The sequence below is a fragment of the Chryseobacterium sp. RLHN22 genome (assembly GCF_051011795.1).
GTDB lineage: Bacteria > Bacteroidota > Bacteroidia > Flavobacteriales > Weeksellaceae > Chryseobacterium > Chryseobacterium zhengzhouense.
This window is the reverse complement of record NZ_JBPCHW010000010.1, coordinates 25,720-47,062: the sequence shown is the minus strand read 5'-3', so window position 1 is coordinate 47,062 and position 21,343 is coordinate 25,720. Positions and strand designations below refer to the sequence as shown.

The 21,343-nt window shown below is 34.7% G+C and carries 15 protein-coding genes; 6 read left to right on the top strand and 9 right to left on the bottom strand.

Annotated features, from left to right (window positions below; all coding sequences use genetic code 11):
- Positions 1-177 precede the first annotated feature (177 nt).
- Positions 178-1,038, top strand: a complete 861-nt coding sequence (locus tag ACR1PN_RS11605; protein ID WP_433980165.1) for a bifunctional helix-turn-helix domain-containing protein/methylated-DNA--[protein]-cysteine S-methyltransferase — start codon at positions 178-180, stop codon at positions 1,036-1,038.
- 110 nt (positions 1,039-1,148) lie between these two features.
- The gene (locus ACR1PN_RS11600; RefSeq protein WP_433980164.1) at positions 1,149-1,757 is read left to right on the top strand and encodes an alpha-ketoglutarate-dependent dioxygenase AlkB family protein; all 609 of its coding nucleotides are present in this window, start codon (positions 1,149-1,151) and stop codon (positions 1,755-1,757) included.
- 207 nt (positions 1,758-1,964) lie between these two features.
- On the opposite strand, the gene ACR1PN_RS11595 is transcribed toward ACR1PN_RS11600, so the two are convergent.
- The 3 genes from ACR1PN_RS11595 to ACR1PN_RS11585 all read right to left on the bottom strand — a co-directional run bounded on the left by ACR1PN_RS11595 (position 1,965) and on the right by ACR1PN_RS11585 (position 4,867).
- Positions 1,965-3,821, bottom strand: a complete 1,857-nt coding sequence (locus tag ACR1PN_RS11595; protein WP_433980163.1) for a CocE/NonD family hydrolase — start codon at positions 3,819-3,821, stop codon at positions 1,965-1,967.
- A gap of 131 nt (positions 3,822-3,952) precedes the next feature.
- Entirely contained in the window at positions 3,953-4,372 is a 420-nt protein-coding gene (locus ACR1PN_RS11590) for an SH3 domain-containing protein (RefSeq protein ID WP_378180037.1), read from the bottom strand.
- Between the two features lie 6 nt (positions 4,373-4,378).
- A complete protein-coding gene (locus ACR1PN_RS11585) occupies positions 4,379-4,867 on the bottom strand; it encodes a BON domain-containing protein (RefSeq protein WP_378180040.1) in 489 nt (162 codons plus the stop codon).
- 212 nt (positions 4,868-5,079) lie between these two features.
- On the opposite strand from ACR1PN_RS11585, the gene ACR1PN_RS11580 reads away from it, so the two are divergent.
- Both ACR1PN_RS11580 and ACR1PN_RS11575 read left to right on the top strand, forming a co-directional pair.
- On the top strand, positions 5,080-6,330 hold the full coding sequence (locus ACR1PN_RS11580) for a dicarboxylate/amino acid:cation symporter (protein WP_378180043.1): 1,251 nt from the start codon (positions 5,080-5,082) through the stop codon (positions 6,328-6,330).
- A gap of 409 nt (positions 6,331-6,739) precedes the next feature.
- Positions 6,740-7,453 carry a phytanoyl-CoA dioxygenase family protein gene (locus ACR1PN_RS11575; protein ID WP_433980162.1) on the top strand — a complete coding sequence of 238 codons (714 nt, stop codon included), beginning with the start codon at positions 6,740-6,742 and terminating at the stop codon, positions 7,451-7,453.
- Positions 7,454-7,666: 213 nt separating this feature from the next.
- On the opposite strand, the gene ACR1PN_RS11570 is transcribed toward ACR1PN_RS11575, so the two are convergent.
- Both ACR1PN_RS11570 and ACR1PN_RS11565 read right to left on the bottom strand, forming a co-directional pair.
- Positions 7,667-10,810: a hypothetical protein gene (locus ACR1PN_RS11570; protein WP_433980161.1), complete on the bottom strand. Its 3,144-nt coding sequence runs from the start codon at positions 10,808-10,810 to the stop codon at positions 7,667-7,669.
- 192 nt (positions 10,811-11,002) lie between these two features.
- The gene (locus tag ACR1PN_RS11565) at positions 11,003-13,804 is read right to left on the bottom strand and encodes a GH92 family glycosyl hydrolase (RefSeq protein ID WP_433980160.1); all 2,802 of its coding nucleotides are present in this window, start codon (positions 13,802-13,804) and stop codon (positions 11,003-11,005) included.
- A gap of 127 nt (positions 13,805-13,931) precedes the next feature.
- Here ACR1PN_RS11565 and ACR1PN_RS11560 point away from each other — a divergent pair, with 127 nt between their 5' ends.
- Together ACR1PN_RS11560 and ACR1PN_RS11555 are read left to right on the top strand one after the other, a co-directional pair.
- Positions 13,932-15,035 carry an Mrp/NBP35 family ATP-binding protein gene (locus tag ACR1PN_RS11560; RefSeq protein ID WP_433980159.1) on the top strand — a complete coding sequence of 368 codons (1,104 nt, stop codon included), beginning with the start codon at positions 13,932-13,934 and terminating at the stop codon, positions 15,033-15,035.
- Between the two features lie 42 nt (positions 15,036-15,077).
- Positions 15,078-15,326, top strand: a complete 249-nt coding sequence (locus tag ACR1PN_RS11555) for a NifU family protein (RefSeq protein ID WP_051882657.1) — start codon at positions 15,078-15,080, stop codon at positions 15,324-15,326.
- Positions 15,327-15,476: 150 nt separating this feature from the next.
- Here ACR1PN_RS11555 and ACR1PN_RS11550 read toward each other — a convergent pair whose 3' ends face one another.
- The 4 genes from ACR1PN_RS11550 to ACR1PN_RS11535 all read right to left on the bottom strand — a co-directional run bounded on the left by ACR1PN_RS11550 (position 15,477) and on the right by ACR1PN_RS11535 (position 21,259).
- Positions 15,477-16,190, bottom strand: coding sequence for a barstar family protein (locus tag ACR1PN_RS11550; protein ID WP_433980158.1), 714 nt, complete (start codon positions 16,188-16,190; stop codon positions 15,477-15,479).
- Between the two features lie 25 nt (positions 16,191-16,215).
- Positions 16,216-17,028, bottom strand: coding sequence for a hypothetical protein (locus ACR1PN_RS11545; RefSeq protein ID WP_433980157.1), 813 nt, complete (start codon positions 17,026-17,028; stop codon positions 16,216-16,218).
- 104 nt (positions 17,029-17,132) lie between these two features.
- Positions 17,133-20,195 carry a choice-of-anchor I family protein gene (locus ACR1PN_RS11540; protein WP_433980156.1) on the bottom strand — a complete coding sequence of 1,021 codons (3,063 nt, stop codon included), beginning with the start codon at positions 20,193-20,195 and terminating at the stop codon, positions 17,133-17,135.
- Positions 20,196-20,374: 179 nt separating this feature from the next.
- On the bottom strand, positions 20,375-21,259 hold the full coding sequence (locus ACR1PN_RS11535) for an exopolyphosphatase (protein WP_433980155.1): 885 nt from the start codon (positions 21,257-21,259) through the stop codon (positions 20,375-20,377).
- Between the last annotated feature and the right edge of the window lie 84 nt (positions 21,260-21,343).

Here is a 21,343-nt window from a genome sequence, read left to right as displayed (position 1 = left end):
GCTTTGAAAATCTTTGATTTTTTTTCTGTGTTCTAAATATTATCAAAAATTTAAGCTAATAACTAATGTGACTTATGTGTTTAAAATTATACAGTTTCAGACTTTCTAAAATTTCACAGGAAACGGATTTTTTCCTTCGGTTTTTCTTCTGACATTTGTGAGGTAAAATAAATTGAAATGTCCACACAACAGCAAATAGATTACCAGAGAATTGCAAAGGCGATAGAATATATTCAGAGCAATTTTAAGCTTCAGCCTAATTTGGATGAGGTTGCTGAAAAAGTAAATTTGAGTCCGGCCCATTTTCAGAAGATATTTACGGATTGGGCAGGAACAAGTCCGAAAAAATTTTTGCAGTTCATCAGTCTTGAACATGCAAAAAGTTTATTGAAAGAAGAAAAAGCCACTTTATTTGATGCAGCATTAGAAACCGGGCTTTCCAGTACGAGCAGATTGCACGATTTATTTGTGAACATTGAAGGAATGTCTCCTGCAGAATACAAAAACGGCGGAAAAAACCTGAATATCAGTTATAGTTTCTCTGAAAGTCCGTTTGGGAAAATCATCACAGCATCTACCGAAAAAGGCATTTGCTATATGGCTTTCGAGGAAAATAAAGAACAAGCATTGAAAGATTTACAGAATAAATTCCCCAATGCATCTTTTTTTGAAAAAGAGGACGAACTTCAACATAATGCTCTATCTATTTTCAATAAAGACTGGTCGAAACTTAACACGATAAAGCTTCATCTCAAAGGAACCGATTTTCAGCTGAAAGTCTGGGAAAGTTTACTTAAAATTCCTTTAGGAAAACTGTCAACTTATGGGAATTTAGCCAACGAAATTGGTAGCCCTAAAGCATCAAGAGCTATTGGAACCGCCATTGGAAGCAATCCTGTTGCATTTTTAATTCCCTGTCATCGTGTAATACAGTCTTCGGGGAAAATCGGAGGTTATATGTGGGGAAGTGATAGAAAACAGCTGATTATTGGTTGGGAAAGTGCAAAGATCTATTCAGACGATTCTATATTACTGTAAATGATTTCTCCCACAGATTACATGAATTTCCACAGATTTTTTGTGTTTATTAGTGAAAAATATTTGTGTAATTAGTGTTTGAATTTTTTAATATATAAATTATTTGACTGATGAATTTATTCCACGAAATACAAGATTTCCCAATCAATATTCTTCCCAAAGACGGCGTTACAGAATATTACGGAAAGATTTTCTCTGATGCTGAATGCGAAAAATTTTATAAATATTTATTCAACCAGATTCCTTGGGAAAATGATGAAGCAGTTATTTTCGGAAAACTGATTTATACCAAAAGAAAAGTCGCATGGTTTGGTGAAAAAGAATTTGAATATACTTATTCCAACCGTACGAAGTATGCAAAGCTCTGGACTCCGGAATTATTAACTTTAAAACAAAAATGTGAAGAAGCTTCCGGAGAAACGTACAATTCCTGTCTTTTGAATTTATACCACGATGGTAGCGAAGGAATGGCGTATCACAGCGATGGGGAAAAAGATTTGAAAAAACACGGAGCTATTGCATCTTTAACTTTCGGAGCGGAAAGAAAATTTTCTTTCAAACATAAAGTTTCTAAAGAACGGATTGATATTTCATTAGAAAACGGAAGTTTATTGGTGATGAAAGGAATTACTCAGGAACATTGGCTTCACCGACTTCCGCCAACTACAAGAGTAAAAACTCCAAGAGTGAATCTGACGTTTAGAACGATTGAGGAATAAGTCTTAATTGTACAGCATTTTTGTCATGCTGAAAGCATCTCAATGTACTCTGTTAACTTCGCTTAGATCCTTTCAGGATGACAAACTCGATGTTGATGATTTTGTAACTAAATATAAATGGCACAAATCATTAGTGTAAAAATCTGCATCACTGCAAAATCTGCGAGAGCAAAAAAAAGCTGTTCAAACCGAACAGCTTTTCAAACTTTATTTCAAAACCTCAACCTCAATCGCCGAGTCTTCAAAAATTTTGATGAAGGCTTTTGTATAATCTTCTTTCGTAGCAAAATTCGGGTTTTCCATAAACTTCTGTGGATTAATGGCAAATAAAGGAAACCAAGTTGAAGAAATCTGAATCTGAATTTTATGTCCTTTTTTAAACGTATGAACGACATCCTGCAACCTGAAATTGACTGCGGTTTTCTGATTAGCAATCAAAGCTTCACCTTTTTCTCTGGAGTTTCTGAATCGTGCAGGCATAATCTCACTTCTTACCATTTGATGATAATTTCCGTAAATCACGCCTTCTTTTTTCTCGATTGGCTTAAAATCTTCAGGGTAAACATCAATTAATTTTACTGCAAAATCCGCATCGGTGGTTGTCGAAGCAATATTTAATTTTGCTAAAATTTCTCCAGCAAATGTTATGTCTTCCGTTAAAATATCTGTTGTAAAGGTCAAAACATCGGGTCTTCCAACTGCAAATCTCTGATCTTCCGACATATAATTTCTTGGCGTAAATCCATTAAAATCTTTCAGATTGTCCGAACTTAAAACCGGATTATTCGGGTCGCTGTAATATTCTGAAAATCCTTGCCCTGCAGAATTTTTTAAAGTTCCGTTGACTAAATAAAAGTTCACTTTCTTTGATTCTTTCGGCGGATAAGTTGCAAATTCACGCCACTGTTTTGCTCCTGTATCATACATCAATGCTTCCGGCAAGCCTGCGTCTTGTTTTGTATTTCCTTTTAAATAATGATTGAAAAATTTCGTTTCAATATTTTTTTGGTAATAGGTTGCGATGCTGTCTCCGAAATAAATTTGATTGTGAAAATGTTTGCCTTCTTCACGTCCCCACCCTCCATGTGAAAACGGTCCCATTACGATGGTGTTTTTGGCTTTCGGACTCGTTTTTTCAATGGTTTTATAAATATTTAATGGTCCTGAAAGATCTTCCGCATCAAACCAACCTCCGACTGTCATTACTGCATGATTGATATTTTTCAGATGCTGCAATAAACCTCTTTTCTGCCAGAATTCATCATAATTGGGATGATTCATAATCTCTGTCATGAAGAAATTATTCTTGTAATATTTTTCATAACCGTCTTTTAAAGTACCCATGTCTCTGTAGAATTTCAAACCGTCTTCAGAAGTCGATTTAATCATAGAATCAGAATACCAAGCTTTGTTTTCAGGTTTTGTTTTCTGAACACCGAAAACCGGGAAAGTTTTAAAATAACCCAACATAAATCTCCCGTTATGCAGAAAATCGTCGTTCCAGAAATCTGAAATTGGAGCCTGTGGAGACGAAGCTACCAAAGCAGGATGCTGTGCTAAAGTTCCTACCGCCGTGTAGAAACCGGGATAAGAAGTACCAAACTGGCCAACTTTTCCGTTGTTGTGTTTGATGTTTTTAATTAAATATTCTATTGTATCGTACGTATCGGTGCTTTCATCAACATCTTTTTTCGTTTTTCTTTCAACCTGCGGTGTCATATTGGTGAAAGTTCCCTCACTCATGTATCTTCCGCGAACATCCTGATACACAAAAATATATTTGTCATTCATCAGATATTTATTTGGTCCAAGACTTTTGCGGTATTCATTTTCCCCGTATGGTGCGATGCTGTAGCAGGTTCTCTGCATCAGAAAAGGATATTTGTTTTTATTGGAAATATCTTTCGGAATATAAACTGCCGTAAACAGTTTCGTCCCGTCACGCATCGGAATATAAAATTCCTGTTTTGTAAAATTGTCTTTTACATAGTTTTCTTGTGGTTGAGTTTGTGCATTTCCAAAGATGAAAAGCAAAATAAAGAATATTGAAAAATCAATTTTCATGAATAAAATTTGATGCTAATTTATTAATAAAATGCGACTTTGCTCAATATTTAGATGTATTACTAGTTAGTATTTAAACAAAAAACATCCCCAAAAAGGAGATGTTCTATATTTTAAAATGAATTCGGAAATTAAGCCCTCAAATATCTTGAATAAGCATACCCTTCCTGTCCGTCGGCAGTTTTTACTTTCCACCAGTCGTCAGAAGTTTGTTCTACTAAAGTGACAGAAGCGCCTTTAGCTGCTTTTCCTACAACAGCTGCTTCAGTTGAAGGTTCCTGTCTGATGTTTAAGTTTGACTCTTCGGTTGCTACCGTAAGGTTTGTTCCTGCAGCAAGACCAGAAACCTGAACATCCAGATTGATGTCTGTCGCAGAATACGTAGAGTCAATTGCTCCTAAAGCATTCCAAACAGCATCTTTAGCAGCAGTGTTTGAAGCATTTCCGGAAACATAAAGAATACCGTCCTGCTCCTGAACCTGAAGATTAGAGATTCCTGCAGACTGAGCAGCAGAAACTACACCTGAATATTTATCTTGTAATGTGCTCATCTTAAATTATTTTACGACTAAATTATTGTTATACTTTCCTACTTTTAAAGCATCAACAGATTCTTTGATTTTTCTCGCCTGAGCTGAAGAAACATTACCTGTTAAGGTTAATTCCCCGTTTACAACTTCTACTTTCACAGAAGGAAAATCTTTTACGGCATCCTGTACCTTTTGCTGAACAGCAGGATCTACAGCTGATGTTGTTTCTACCGGTGGTGGAGGTGGAGCAACTTCTACAGTCGCCATATCATGTACGTCTTTTACTCCTTTAATTTCTTTTAGAGATTTAATCGCAGCATCTTTTTCTGCCTGAGAAGCAAATGTACCACCAAGATGTGCCACACCTTCTTTTACTTCAACAGTTGCTGTAGGACTTGCTGTAATTACTGTAGTAGCCTGAGTCTGAAGATCAGCATCGGATACCTTTTTTTTGCACGAAATAGCTCCAAATGATACTGCCAAAGCTAAGGCAGACATTACGAATGTTTTTTTCATAGTTGATTTAATTTAATGTTTTGTTAGACTCAAATGTAACAATAAATTTTATACCAAAACACAAATACTTAAAAATTTAGAAAAACATATACGAAATATTTTATGATTACGATCCTATTTGCTTTTCGTCTAATAGTCTGATTTATAATCTTCTTTCCTTAATCTTCCATAATATTTGAAAAACATTATATTTGTGGCAATTGATAATAAATATGAAAGGACAAAACAAATTATTTTTTGCCATCATCATTGCGCTGGTTTTAGGCGTTGCGATTGGTGGCTTCGTTCATTTACAATATCCCGAAAGCGCTGAACCGTTTTCAAAAAACATTAAACTTCTCGGAACGGTTTTCATCAGATTGGTACAAATGATCATTGCTCCATTGGTTTTCACAACCTTGGTGGTAGGAATAGCCAAAATGAGCGATATCAAAATGATTGGTAGAGTAGGAACAAAAGCAATGCTTTGGTTTATTTCTGCTTCACTGGTTTCTCTTTTCATTGGTTTGATTTTAGTAAACTGGCTTGAACCTGGTCACGTTACAAAACTTCCTATTCAGGATGCAGCTTCTGCAGAAGAATTGATTAAATCGAGTAAAGGTTTTTCTATGGAAGATTTTGTGAAACATATTATTCCTAAAAGTATTTTTGAGGCTTTTGCAACCAATGAGGTTCTTCAGATTGTAGTTTTCTCGATTATGTTTGGAGTAGCTTTGGCAAATTTAGGTGATGAATATGCTCAGCCGGTCATCAAATTATTCGACGTTATTGCCCATGGAATTCTGAAAATGGTTGGCTACATTATGTGGTTTGCTCCGTTTGGAGTTTTGGGTGCTATTGCAGCCGTTGTCGCAACGAATGGTTTTGAAATATTTAAAGTCTACGCCATTTATCTGAGAGACTTTTTCTTTGCTATCGGTGTTTTGTGGTTGGTTTTATTGTTAGTTGGATATATGATTTTAGGAAACCGTCTTTTCGAATTATTAAGAAGAATAAAATCTCCTTTGCTGATTGCGTTTTCAACAACAAGTTCAGAAGCCGTTTTCCCAAAATTGGTTGAAGAATTGGAAAGATTCGGATGTAACAATAGAGTAGTATCATTTATTTTACCTTTAGGATATTCGTTTAATCTGGATGGAAGCATGATGTACATGACGTTTGCATCAATTTTTATCGCTCAGATTTATGGAATCGAAATGTCAATCGGGCAACAGATAACCATGCTTTTGGTTTTAATGCTAACTTCAAAAGGAATTGCCGGTGTTCCAAGAGCATCTTTGGTCATCATCGTGGCAACATGCTCTATGTTTGGAATTCCGCCGGAAGGAATCGCCTTAATTTTACCAATCGACCACTTCTGCGATATGGCAAGAAGTATGACCAATGTTTTAGGAAACGCTTTGGCAACTTCGGCGGTCTCAAAATGGGAAGGTCAGTTGGATAATCATGGCGGAGATATGTAAGATGTCAATTTAACTAACGTTAGTGAATGGTCAATAGTGAATTTTAAATTTGTTATTGACCATTTATTTTTTTAGGAGCAATTTCCCGCTTTCCGTTACAATCTTTTTTTAGCAAAAAAGGATTTTCACTACAATCGGGGCTAAGAAATAAGTTGATAATTTAAATATTGGAAATATTTTTCAAGTTTGTCATTCTGAAAGAATCAAAACATACATTCCTTATTTTATTATGTCAAAACTTCTTCAGAATGATAGAAATAGTATTACTTTGCTGAGTAGAACGCCTTTGCGAACGGAAAAATATTCTCAATCATTTAAAAGAAACTTTGCGAACTTTGCGTTTAAAATAGATTCTTCATTACGCTGCGCTTCTTTCGGAATGACAATGCAATAATAAAAACTTTAATTCATGAATTTACAAAATCATAAAAACTCAATTATAGAAAACGGATTTACAGTAATAAACAATATTTTTTCAGACGAAGAAATTGAAAAGATTTCAGCAGTTATTCAAAATATAGACATCTCAAAAGAAACCTTTCGAAAGTCGGAAGATCTTTTTGCAATCCGTCAGTTTTTAAAGGAAATTCCCGAAGTAAAAGATTTGATTTTTAATGAAAATTTAAAAACAATCATTAAAGAAATTTTTGGTGAAAACTATTTTACAGTTAAAAGTATTTACTTTGATAAACCTGAAAATTCCAACTGGTATGTTGCTTATCATCAGGATTTGACAATTTCTGTCGATAAAAAAGTAGAGTTGGAAAACTTCGGACCCTGGACGACCAAACAGAATCAGTTTGCAGTACAGCCTCCTTTAGATATTCTTGAAAATATTTTTACCATAAGAATTCATTTAGACGATACTGATGAAAATAATGGTGCTTTAAAAATTATTCCGAAATCTCACGCCAAAGGAATTTACAGACCGGAAACCATCGACTGGAATGTAGAAACTGAAAATATCTGCAAAGTAGAAAAAGGCGGAATTATGATTATGAAACCATTAATTCTTCACGGCTCAAATCGCACAACAAACGGAAAGAAAAGAAGAGTGATTCATATTGAGTTTTCTGATAAAGAACTGCCGGAAGAATTGAATTGGTCGGAGAGGATCAATTGATTTAAAAATTATTCAATAAGTTTCGGCTAAAGCCAATGGAACTTTTATATCTTGATAAACGGGCTAAAGCCCGTTCCTATTGATATATTAAAAAATAATCTCACGCAGATTATTCGGATTAAACAGATTCATAAAAGAAAATCTGCTCAATCAGCAAAATCTGCATGAAATATAAAAACAAAAACCTCTTTCCATCAAAAGAGGTTTTATTATTTATTTTGAATTTTTCGTTTCGGCTTCAGCTTTTTTGGCTGCTTCCTCTTCTAAAGATTTTTGATAATCTTTGAAATCATCATCGGTTTCGTTCAAATCTTCTTTTTGATATTTTCCGGTTTCAACTTTAAATGTATCGGAAGGTCCCGTAATTTTAATGGGAATTCCGATAATTCCGAAAGGTGGCAGACCTAAACGCATTCCGACATTGATGTAGCCATCCAAACTTACTTGTCCTTCAATTCTTGGTCTGAAGCCGGCAATTTTAAACTTCGTTCGTTCGATGGTAATAACGTTGTCTTTTATGGTTGTTTTAATACCAACTTTACTCACTTTTGCATCGTGCAGAGCATCGGTTGAAGTTTTTTCAGCTACCGAATTGAATACTTTAAATCCGTAAAACTGAATATCTTCCAGAGTCAAAATACCGTCTCCTTTTATCGTCTTCAGTTTTGGAAAAAAATCTGCTCCCAAATCGCCTTCCAAATGGTAATCCATAGAAACTTTTCCGTGCGCTTTTTCTGCTGCGGAAACCATTTCTCTAAATAATGTAATCTCTTTGTAGGCTCTCTGGATATCAAAGTTTTTAGCTTTTGTATCAATGCTGAATTTCGCTTTTTTAGCGTTGATGGGAGTGTAAGTTCCATTAGCGTTAAATGTTGAGCCAATCATTCCAAATTCTGTTTCATTGAGTGATAAATTTCCACCTTTTAAAGCTAAGTTGCCTTTAAAATTATTCAGTTTAATATCTTTAAACAAAATTTCGTTGGCATTTCCGGTTATGGTAATGTCGAGATTTTTTGGTAATAAAATCACTCCCTCTTCTGCAGATGAAGAGTTTGAAGATTCTCCTGAATTGTACGCCATAAAATCATCAATATTAACTTTTTTTGAAGTAAAACTGATGTTTCCGCTCAAGTTTTGATCTTTTAGAATATAATTAATGTAATTGCTCACATTGCCGTTGAATACAAACATATTTTTCTTGTAACGGGCTTTCACATCTTCAAATTTAAGCTGACTTCCATTCAGTTTAAACAATCCTTCTTTTATTACAAATTTACTTGGGAAAAACTTAGAATTGATGGTGATGTTTTCAATTTTCACAAAGCCTCGATTCTGGATGTTTTCCAGAGCAGCCCCGTTTTCACCTTTTAAACCAACATCTGTAGAAATCACGCCATTCACATCAAGTCCTTCAATAGGAAAAAGTTTATACAAATCTCCCAGGTTGAGTTGCCCTTTTGAATGAAGTCTGTAATCAAGATTATTCAGATTTTTTAAATTGGCTTTTACCGTGAAAGGTTTTCCTGCCAAAGTAAACGAAATAGGAAGAATATTGATGTTTAAATCATTAAATGAGCCTCTGCCGCTTTTTACTTGGGTTTCTACATTGATATTTTCTAAAGGAAGCTCAGGATAACTGTCTAATTTTATGTAGCCGTTTTTTAACGATAAAGTACTGTTGGTTACAGGAACTTTTTTTCTTTTGGGTTCGTAGGTTCCGACAGCTTTTGATTTTATGAAAACGTCACCTCGCATATTGATCCCTTTTACAGGATAAATTTTGTAGATGTCTTCCAGACGGACTTTTGCTGTAAAATCCGCATCAATAGGGTAGTTGTATAAATTTTTTATTTCAATTTTACCTTTTGCGTAATTATCCAGTGCTTTTGCATCAATGTTATGAACTAAAACTGCCGTGTTTTTAAAATTACCATTTGTGTTTCTGATGTCCATATCAAGATTGATATGCTCTAAAGCAGCGGGCATTTCTCTCATTTTGAAATATCCGTTTTGTAAATCTGCATTCAGATCAAAAAGAGGAACTTTTTGCAAAGTGTTTTTTGAATCAGTAGAAATAAATCCTTTCCAGTTTCCGTTAAGTTTTATATTTCCTTTCGCGTCGATTTTTTTGTAACCAATCGCATTTTTCAAAGCCTCAAGATTGATGTTTGAATCTATATTTCCTTCCGAAAACATTTTAGGGCCATTTTCAAATGTGAAATTTGTTCTGGTGTAACCATTTAATAAACTGAAGTCGAGCTCGCTTACTTTTACTTTAAGTTGATTTGGGTCCAAAGCCGGAATATCCATAACAGAACTCAGACTTAAGTTATTGATTGGCGAAGAAGATTTTTGATAATTGAAAAAACCGTTATTAATATTTGCTTCGATATGAATGTCGGGATTTTGCTTCTTAGTAGCATTTAAAATTCCTCTCATTGTAAACAAAAGGTCAGCTTTTCCTTTCGTTTCAATGTGTTTTGCATATTCCTGATAAGCTTCCGGCATTATTACAGGAACTGATTTTAAATTGGCATTCTTTGTCGTTATTTTTAAATCGTAAACCTGTTGTTCAGCGGGCATTTTCAAACTTCCCTGAAGATTAAACGGAAATTCTCCCAAAATCAAAGGATTATCTGTGAAATAAAAAGCCAATTGATTGGTATTGATTTTTGTATTGATTTTTCCTTTCAAAGGAAGGTTTTTAACCCAGACATCTTTATCGACTTTGAAAAGCGTATTTCTAATTTCAGTCTTAGCATTTAAACTTAAGATATCCTTCGATAAATCAATCAAACCGTCATAAGTTAAATCATCTAATTTCAGATAAGTTTTGCTTTGCTGATCATCATAAAGAAAATTAGAATTTGAAATTTTGAAATTCTGTAACGCTAAAGCCAAATTAGAATCGTTTTTCTCTTTAGATTCTTCTTCAGCAACCAGAATGTCGAAATTGTTTTTTCCTAAACTATCAATTTTCATCCGGATGTTTGCATTTTCAATATAAAGTTTATTGAAAATTATTTTATCTCCGAAAAGACTTGTGATGTCAACGCCTAAACCAATTTCTTTTGCATCAATAAGGTTTTCATTTTGAAAGGGCTTACTGGATTTTACAGACGAATTGGTTAATGTAACCGTAAGATTGGGAAAGTGCTTAAAGAAAGAAATATCCAAATCTTTAAAGTCTACTTCGGTTTTGATGTAGCTTTTTGAAATTTCTTTTATGCCGCTGTTGATAGAGTCTTTAAAAAAGTAAGGTGTTACCAAAAGAACGAGCATAATACTCCCTAAGCTTATACCTGAAATTTTTAAAACTTTAGATAAGGTCGATATTTTTGTTTTTTCCTTCTTCATAAGTGTCTTTAATATCAATATGCAAAATTAATTGATTAATAAAAACAAAACGAAATTTTTTAGACGAATATGAATTATTTATAGATGAATTTGAATATTTTTAAGAAATAAATACCACATTGGATATTGTATTTAAAAAATAAACCTCCTTCGGTTGAAAGAGGTTTAATTATAGAATTTAAATTTTTTTGACTATTTCACAGAAATTTCATCTACAAAAACATACGCTTCTCCACCTGCACCTTGATGCCATTCCGGAAGTTTTCCGAAGTGATAAGCTTTTACTTTTACATATCTTGCTTCAGTTGGAAGAACCGTTGTTCTGAAATCTTTTATCTGAACATTGGTGTCTTTCGGGTCGATATCATTTTCTAAAGTTTTCAGAAGGATAAATGTTTTTCCGTCCATTGAAGCGTAATATTCTACTTCTTTAGGCATTAAAATCCAAGCTCGGCTGTCCTGTAAATAAGTTGAAGAAATTTCGTTGATTTGCTGTGGAGATTTAAAATCAATAATCGCTTCCACAGTTTGTCCCTGATAACCCTGCCATTCTCCTTTTCTCCAGTTTACATCACCGTTGATCCCGTCGATAATTGCTAATTTTCCACCTGCAGTGTATTGCGGATTTACCGTTGCATTAATTTCTACATCCCAATGATTGGGTCTTCTGTTGAAATTAGCTGTTGTAATTCCGCTTTTTTCGCCATTCCTTTCTGCGTAGGTCGAAACAATTGTTGTTTTGCTGATGGTAAATGGTTCTTTGTAAACTTTAAAGGTTTTTCTTACATTTTTATCGCCTTCATCCAAAGTCATGTAATATACTTTGTCTTTTTCGTTCAATGGAGTGATTTTTACTTGTGTAGTAAAATCAAAAATTCTGTCTGCAGCAATTACGGGAGATGCTGTTTGTTCGGTGTATTTTAAATCTTTCGCAATTTTTACATTTTCAAAACCTAAAGTTTTAAGCTCAGTTTTCGGAGTGTTTTTAGTGATAACTCTTGTCGTTCCATCTTCTAAATGTAGTTTAACCTCATCAAAATAAGGTGTAACGGTTTCCCATTCAGGTTTTCCGGGAGTTACCGAATAAATTCCCATTGTGCTCAAAATGTACCATGCGCTCATTTGTCCGCAATCTTCATTTCCAATCAAGCCATCCGGAGAATTTTTGTAGAAATTATCAAGAATATATTTTATTTTTTCTTCGGTTTTTTGAGGTTTATCAACGAAATTATAAAGATAAGCGATATGATGACTCGGCTCGTTTCCTTGAGCATATTGTCCCATTAAACCTGTGATATCGACCTGTTCTCTTCCTGTTGTTTTATCAGAAGCAGCGAAAATAGCATCAATAAACTGTTCGAATTTTTCCTTTCCGCCATGTGCCTGAATCAATCCCGGAATATCCTGCTGAACTGAATATGAATAATGCCAAGAATTTCCTTCCGTATAATTATTGTTGACTTCATTAGGATCAAACGGTTCGTACCAGTTTCCGTTCTTTCTAGCCTGCATAAAACCGTTGTTTGGATTGTAAAGGTTTTTCCAGTTTTGAGAACGTTTCATGAAATATTCGTAATCTTCTTTCTTGTTTAAAATTTTCGCCATTTGAGCAATACACCAATCGTCATAAGCATATTCTAATGTTTTTGAAACACTTTCGTGCTCATCATCAATGCTGATATAATTTTTCTGTTTGTAAGCATTTAAACCAAAAATATCCTGTATCGCAGAGTTTTTTGAGGCCTCAAAAGCTTTTTCGTAATCAAAACCGGTAATTCCTTTTGCCATTGCATCTGCAATGACGGAAACACCGTGATAACCAATCATACATTCGGTTTCGTTGGAAGCCAATTCCCAAACAGGAATTCTTCCGCCTTGTTCACGTTGTTTAATAAAAGTATTAACGAAATCTGCCGTTCTTTTTCTGTCGATTAAAGTCATTAAAGGATGCGCTCCTCTGAAAGTATCCCAAAGTGAAAACACAGAATAATACCCGAAATTATTTGCTGTGTAAAATTTGTTGTCTCTTCCACGGTATTTTCCGTCAACATCCATGTTGATATTCGGTTGCGTGAAAACATGATACATCGCCGTGTAGAAAACTGTCAGTTTGTCTTTGTCATTAGATTTAACTTCAGTTTTCGAAAGTTCTTTATTCCAATCCGCAACCGCCTGATTTTGGATTTCAGTAAAATTATTTGATTTTCCTTCAGCCAACATATTTTTTGCCGCTCCTTCATAACCGGTCGGAGAAATCGCAACTTTTACACTGATTTTTTCTCCTTTTTTTACCGCTGAGGTAAATGCTAAAGCTAATTTAGTTCCTGAAAAAGTATTGTTTTCATTTTTACCGTTGAATGTTTTACCAGAAATTTTCATCGGTTTTGAAAACTCAATTCTTGCATAAATATATTGATTGGTTGCCCAGGCTTCACTTCTCCTGAAAACTTCTATGGTTTTGCTATCAATAATTTTAACTTCTCCCTCCAGAAGTTTGTCTCTGTGGTTTAAATCTAAAACGATATTGGCATTTCCTGCTTTGTTGAATTTATACTCGTGATATCCAACTCTCGCCGTAGTCGTCAAACGAACATCAATATTATGTTTGTCTAATTTAACCGAATAAAATCCGGCAGTTGCTTTTTCGTTTTTATGAGAAAATTTTGATGAATACTCTTTTGGCGTTAATCCCGGTTTTCCCATTGTAGGCATCAACATGATGTCTCCATAGTCAGAAACTCCGGTTCCGTTTAAGTGGGTGTGAGAAAATCCGTAGATCACAGAATCGGAATAATGATAACCGCTGCAACCGTCCCAACTTCCGTCAATTCTCGTGTCCGGAGAAAGTTGTACCATACCGAAAGGTACGATGGCTCCCGGAAAAGTATGTCCGTGACCACCCGTTCCAATAAAAGGATTTACATATTGCGAATAATTTTGTGAAAACGAATTATGAGCAATTAATCCTAAAAGAACGAATATTATTTTTTTCATGGATATTAAAATTAAAATCGCCCTAAATTACACAAAAATTCCTTCAGCAAAAGAATTTATCTATCAGTAAGTTTATTGATTCTAAATAGCTAAAAAATACGTAAATTTGTAGACAATTTATATTTTTATGTTGACTAAAGAAAAAGTTCAGAATTTCCTGAAAGAGATTGAGGTAGACGATTTGGTGACCAACTTTCAGCTTATGGGAAATGATGTTTATATCGATATGACTGCGCATTCTCCGGCAATGCATGAAAAGAAAAAACTTGAGGCAGCAATGAAACAGGCGTTTGCAAGTGAATTCGGAGAAGAGATTAATCTTAAACTAAAAATTGTTTCTCCGGAACCAAGTGAAATTCAGCAAAGCCAGATTAAAGGAAAACAAATTCCCGGAATTCAGAATATTATTGCCATTGCATCGGGAAAAGGCGGAGTAGGAAAGTCTACCGTTTCAGCAAACCTTGCGGTAACTTTAGCAAAAATGGGCTTTAAAGTAGGCTTATTGGATGCCGATATTTACGGGCCGTCTGTTCCTACCATGTTTGATACAGAAGGGCAAAAACCGATTTCTGTTGATGTAAATGGAAAGAGCTTGATGAAACCTATCGAAAATTACGGTGTTAAAATGCTATCTATCGGGTATTTCTCAGGAGCGAATCAGGCAGTGGTCTGGAGAGGACCAATGGCTTCGAAAGCTTTAAACCAAATGATCAGAGATGCAGCTTGGGGCGAACTTGATTTCTTATTAATCGACCTTCCTCCGGGAACTGGAGATATTCATTTATCAATTATTCAGGAAGTTCCGGTAACGGGAGCGGTGATTGTAAGTACACCTCAACACGTTGCTTTAGCAGACGTTAGAAAAGGAATCGCCATGTTCCAGATGGAAAGTATTAACATTCCTGTTCTTGGATTAGTGGAAAATATGGCGTATTTTACACCGGAAGAATTACCTGACAATAAATATTATATCTTTGGAAACCAGGGAGCACAATATTTAGCAGAGGATTTAAATATTCCTGTTTTAGGAGAAATTCCTTTAATCCAAAGCATCAGAGAAGCGGGAGATGTAGGAAGACCTGCAGCGCTTCAGGAAGGTTCTAAAATTGCTGAGATTTATACTGAAACTGCCAAGAAAATGGTAGAAAGTTTAGTGGAAAGAAATAAGTTTCTTCCTCCGACTGAAGCGGTGAAGATCACGACAATGGCAGGTTGCTCACCAAAAAAATAATTTAATTAATTTCAAAAATATTTTTGAAAACCAAACCCAAATATGGAGACAAATATAACACACGAAGACACTGTAACCCGAGTAATGGAAGCTCTGGAAAGCATTCGTCCGTTTCTGAATAAAGACGGCGGTGATATTGAGCTTTTGGATGTAAAAGATAATACTGTTTTTGTAAAACTTTTAGGAAACTGTTCAGGTTGTTCTCTTAATTTCTCAACTTTGAAATTAGGTGTTGAAAACACCATCAAACAACATGCTCCTGAAATTGAAAAGGTAGTAAATGTAGAGTAAAAAATAAGACGATATATTTTTTGAAGACAGACTTTTAGGGTCTGTCTTTTTTTATTTTTAATTAATCAAAGTTTAAATTTAGTGATATTCAATAGAAACGGGCTTTAGCCCGTTTTAAAAATTGAAAAATCCAATGGCTTTAGCCAAAATTTATTGTAGGTTTATTTTAACATTAAACTCTTCGAATATCTGTAGAATTTTATGGAACTTGGTTTTAAAAAGCTTTTTACTTTTTTGATGATTTTTCCAAGTTAATTCTTCAATCGATTTAACTCCAAAATCTCCTCTCAAGCAATCATAAAGTGCCGGAATGTTTCTCCCAAAATAACCAGCAATACCATTGATTTCTTCTCCAAGATTACAAAAGAATTCATCTAAATTGTGAAAGTTATTTCCATCAATTTGTATATTTAAATTTTCTTTTGAAGATTCATTAATCATATTATTTAAAGCAAAAACCAACCAACCTTGTAATTCATCCTTTTCAAAATTTCTCCAAATATTTTTACTAGTTATTTGGCTATTTACCTTCATTTTCCAAGCTTTGTAATAACCTTTTGGTTGATGCCAAACATAACCATTTAAGCTGAAATGATTCTTCTTTGATTTCGTAATTGTAATATTACTGATGAATGTTCCTGTAACGGTTGAATTTTTTTGATCTAAAAGATATACATAGCCTTGATTGTTAAAATTACAAGTCTCTTTTTCTATTTCAGATTTTAACTGTTCAAAATTTTCAATATTAATTAATCTCAGTTTGCGATAACCAAAATTAGTTTTATTGCTTTCTAGATTTTTGACGTCTTCTATAAGAGAGATAAATTGTGGTTCGTCGGATGTGTCAAGTGAGAATGCAAACATATAATGTATGATTATTGTTTTTGAATTATTTATCCTGTAAAATTTTAATACAGTCTTTCAAATCATTTAACCAATCAAAATTAATGGTTTGGTCTTTTTTGTATTTTTCATAAATGTGAATTATCATTGGAAGGTATTGTTCACTATTTTTAATGTTGAGCAAAGTATCAAAAAACAAGGTGTCAAAATTTTCCTTATGAAGTTCAGATAATATTAACTCTTCAACTCTTTCATCATTTCGATTTGCAAGTCCCTTTATAGCTTCTTGTCTGATTTGGTCATTCTTTGATAAAGAATTTTTATACAGAATATCTCTTATTTCTTTAGTGTCAGTTTCTATTTGTGTTCCTAAGCCGAAAGTTGCCCAATCACGTATTCTTAGACTTTTATCATTTGCTAATTCTATAAGTATTTTTATTGCTCCATTTCTTTTAATTCCAAGTAATGAAAAAGTTAAAGCATATCGAATATCTGTAGAATTAGAACTTTTGAATTTTTCTAAAACACTGAAATGTTTATTTCGAATATACTTGTTGTTGTGACCAATTGCAAACAAGCTTTTAGAAATTAATTTTTCATCGGTAGAAGTTTCAAAAAATCCAAAGATTTTATCAAGCAATTTTGGTGTAGAACTTTTTCTGTCTTCTCCAAGTTGTGATAAAACATCAATTCCAATTTCCTGAAATTTTAAATCATCAGAATCAATAAGCGAAAAACATTTTGAAATCATTTCTGGTGTGACAACTTTTCTAAGTTCAAATATCTGATTCCAATAATTATTATTGGTCTTTGCTTTATATGCCCTTTCAAATAATTTTGAGACTTCCGATTCGTTCATTTGTATTTCGATAATAGTTTCAAGGTAAAATTAGTGAATTTCCAGACCCAAAAAAAGCCCCGAAAAATTCCGAGGCTTCAAGTGTAAATTATTAAGAAAAAAAATTATTTCACGATGACTCTCTTTACTTCTCCTTCTGAAGTTTTGATTAAATAAACTCCGGTGTTCAGTTTTGAAGTATCAATGGTTAAAGCGTTTTTCTCTTTTCCAAGAATTTTTCCGCTCATGTCATACAATTCGTAACCCATTGCTCTGTTAAAGTACATTGTATTTCCTTTGTTTACAGGATTCGGGAAGATGTTGAAAGTTGCTTTTTCGGTTTTCACTTCTCCTGTAGATAGGTTTGCAGGCATCGTGATATCGTAAATCGAAAGTGTACCACTGATTTCGTTGGCAACGACTACATAACCTTTTCCACTTGGATTATTGGTAATGTTTTCCGGTGCGATATAAGTAATTCCTTCAGGACCATTGTCTCCGCCGAATGCAGAAGTCATTCTTGAATGCTTGTAATCGGTAAATGTTACATTATTTGGGTCGGTTACGTTATAAACCATGACACCTCCTGTTCTTTCCAAAGTGATGAATGCAAAAGTCTGAGTTCCGATTTTTCCTAACGTTACGCCTTCCGGTTCAGGACCTTTAGCGCGGCTTCTGCTTTTTGCTCCGTTTGCTTCGTTATCGGCATTGAAAATTAATGGATGATTGGCTGCAATATATCTTTCAAACTGATCTCCACTGTCATAAACGAGTTGTTTTGTATCGGCATTGAAAATCGAGAATGATCTCGCTCCTAAAGCATTGATTTCTTCAAAATCTGCATCACCGTCTGTATTTCCGTTCACATTGGTCACTCTGAATCTTCCTAAATTATGTGAAGCTTTCAGAATAGAAGCATTCGGGAAAATGGCTGAATCTAAAGTATATCCGTTGGCTCCAACAGTTGTTCTTTCGCTGAATCCGCCTAAATCTTTTTCATCTCCTTCATTGGCTGTAACCAGATAATTGGTGTTTCCAATTTTGAAAGAAGCCATTGCATCAGGATTGTAATACGTTTTTACAGGCCAGTTGGCAATTAAAACTTCGCTATTGTTGTCTGAAGCATCAAAACCATTTCCTGGAAGACTCATGTCTTTTTTGCCTAATCCCCAAATGTTTCCTAAAGTATTATTGGCTAAATTAACCTCAATAATTCCGTTGTTTTCCTGACAAGAAACCCATGCTTTCTGGCTATCTGCGCTGATTGAAATGTATTCAGGCTCCAAATCCTGCGCTAAAGTACTCGTTGATTTTACTTTTCTTCCGCCTGAAGCGATGAATGCAGCTTCCTGAGCATTATATCCTGTGAAAGAAAGTGTCGTTACATTCGATTGCGTTAAAGCCGGAATTCCACCTGAAATATTAATGATAGAGATTGAACCTTCAGGATCTACGGTGTAAGCATCATTTGGTTCGCCTTCATTGGCAGTCATTACTTTTGTTCCGTCTGGTGTGAAAGTAACCATATCCGGTAAAACACCTACTTCAACCTGCTTTAGATAAGCTCCGTTAGTGTCAAAAAATACTACTTTTCCGCTTCCTTGTGGGTTGGTTGCGTTTGGAGAAGCTACTGCAACAATTCCGTTTTTCACGGCGATGCTTGTGATTCCACCGTAAGGAGCCATATCTACAGTCTGAATAACTGATGGTTGTGCCGGGTTTGAGAAATTAATAATATCAAAAACATCCGTCAAAGAACTGATGGTAAACAATCTCTGAGTTGCTGCGTCATGAACTACAATTTCGGTCGAACTCGTATTATTGCTTGAAGGATCAAAACTTCCGACATAATTCAACTGAATCTGGTTAGAAGGAACAGGAGCTGTTTTGTCGTTATCAATAATATAAACGGTAGAAGAAGTATCTCCCGTAATCGTCGTTCCTACAGGATTTTCAAGACTTAAAACAAAATATTCAGCCTGTTGTTCTGCTGCTGTATCGTCAATGATCGGAATATTTACCGTAACACTCGTTGTCGTTGGTGTAATGTTGGTGGTTTGGCTTGTGAATGTATAATCACTTGTGTTTGCAGTCCCGTAAGCAGTTTTTGCCACTAAATTTATCGTTGCGTTCGAAGGATTATTAACATTGATTTTAAATGCTAAAGTTCCCGCATTTTCATTGACTTTAATTAAAGTTTTATCTAAAGAGATGCTTGTTCCTGCCGTCGTGAAAGTACTTGACGTAGTTGTTGTCACTGCATTATCACTTGTGTCTTCAACCATGTTTGGTTTTAAAGCTAAATAATAAGTCTGACTCGGAAGCAAAGCCGTAGTAGGAGTTACCGTAATCGCATTATTTGCAAACGTTGTTGTAAACGGAACGGCTGTTCCTGTTGCATTGTTCAGTCTCAATTCTACAAGATTTTGAGCATTTGCAGCAGTAATCGCAGAGTTGTCAATCAATCTTACGTTTTCATTAAAGGTAATGGTAGGATTTATCGTTGTAGAAGCGTTATTTACATTGTTTGCCGGAGCATAAATCGCTGTTGGTGGAGTCGTATCAACTCCGCCGATTGATGTTGCATCTACTGTGAAGTTGTCAAATCTGTTATTTCCGACTGTGCCTCCTGTTCCCTGTGTAAACTCAACTTTAAGTTTGAAATTCGGATTATTCGAAACTCCTGAAATATTTGAAAAATCAAAAATAACCAATTGTGGATTTGCATCTTGCGGAGATACGGTTTGGTATGTTGTGTAAGTTATTCCGTCTAAAGAATAAGACCAAGTCTGAGTTCCCGCTCCGGAACCTGATCTTCTTGTCGTGAATTTTACCACAACATTGTTATAACCGGTTGTAGGTAAATTAAACTGAATATTTCCGTTGATCGGATAATTGTATCTTAAATGTGTTCCGGGAACATCTCCGTTTCTTGCATTAAAATTATCTATATTGAAATTCTGACCTGTACCTCCTGCAAAATCAATGAAAGTGTCGTTGCTTCCAGTTCCTGTTGATGCAGCAGTTATAGAACCGTTAAGAAGTGTGGAAGTTGGTGCTGTAATTGCGGCAACAGATGTGTTATTGTTGAAGTTCCAATAGTGTAGTAAAGTGTTTTGGCCAGAGACTGCGCCATGAAATAAAGCGGCAATAGGCAAAAGTCCTCTCAAAAGGTATTTGTTCTTCATTTTTATTAATTTAGATTGTTGCAAAAATGAAGATTGTACGTTGTGAGGATTTTAAGGGAATTTTAAGAAATGATTAATAATTACTTCTCATCTGATGCTATTTTTTAAATATTTATTAAATAAAAAAAGACAAACTGATATTGATCAATTTGTCTTATATTCTGAAAATAATGATTTAATTATTTTTTCTTTGAAACTTTATCATAAATATTATGTATCAAACCATCCGCAACCGAGATTTTAGGAACAAAAATTCTGCTGATTTCAGACCAGGTCATTACGTTGTTGTAGATTTTCAAAGCATGTCCCAAAACGTCTGCACGATCTTGGCGTAAATTGTATTTACTCATCCTTTCATCTACGGTAAGTGCGTTGATTTCTTTGTAAATCTTCTTCAGATACGTTGCAGACATCGGTTTTCCGTCTTTGGTCTTGCTCATCGAAAAAGCTTTGTTGATGTTTCCACCCGAACCGATCGCAACAATAGGTTTCTTGCTGTTGATATTCTTTCGGATTTCTTCTTTCATTTCTTTCCAGTTCTCTTCGCTTACTAAATCGTTCAATAATCTGATGGTTCCGATGTTGAAAGACCTTTCGTAAACCATTTTTCCGTTTTCATAGAACGTAAGTTCGGTAGAACCGCCACCAACATCCACATAGAGATACGCAAAGTCTTTATCAAGCCCTTCTGCAACGTGGTTTTCATAAATTAAAGTAGCTTCTTCGTCTCCGGAAATAATTTCAATGTCAATCCCTGAAGATTCTTTTACTTTTTTGATGATTTCCTGGCCGTTCGCAGCGTCACGCATGGCACTGGTTGCACAGGCACGCAAATGTTCTACCTTATAAATTTTCATCAGATCACTGAAGATTTTCATAGAATCGATGACCATTTTTTGCCTTTCTTCACCGATTTTTCCGAGTGTGAAAACATCCATCCCCAACCTTAAGGGAATTCGTAAGAGATTAAGCTTAATAAATTCGGGCTTTCCATTCTGAATTTTTACTTCATTTATTAAAAGTCTGGCTGCATTACTTCCTATGTCTATCGCTGCAATGATCATTGTAATTCTGGTTGTTAAATCAGTGGTTTTTTAATTTCGAAATTTACGAAAATTATTCTCTGTATAAGGACGCTTCGTTCTGTT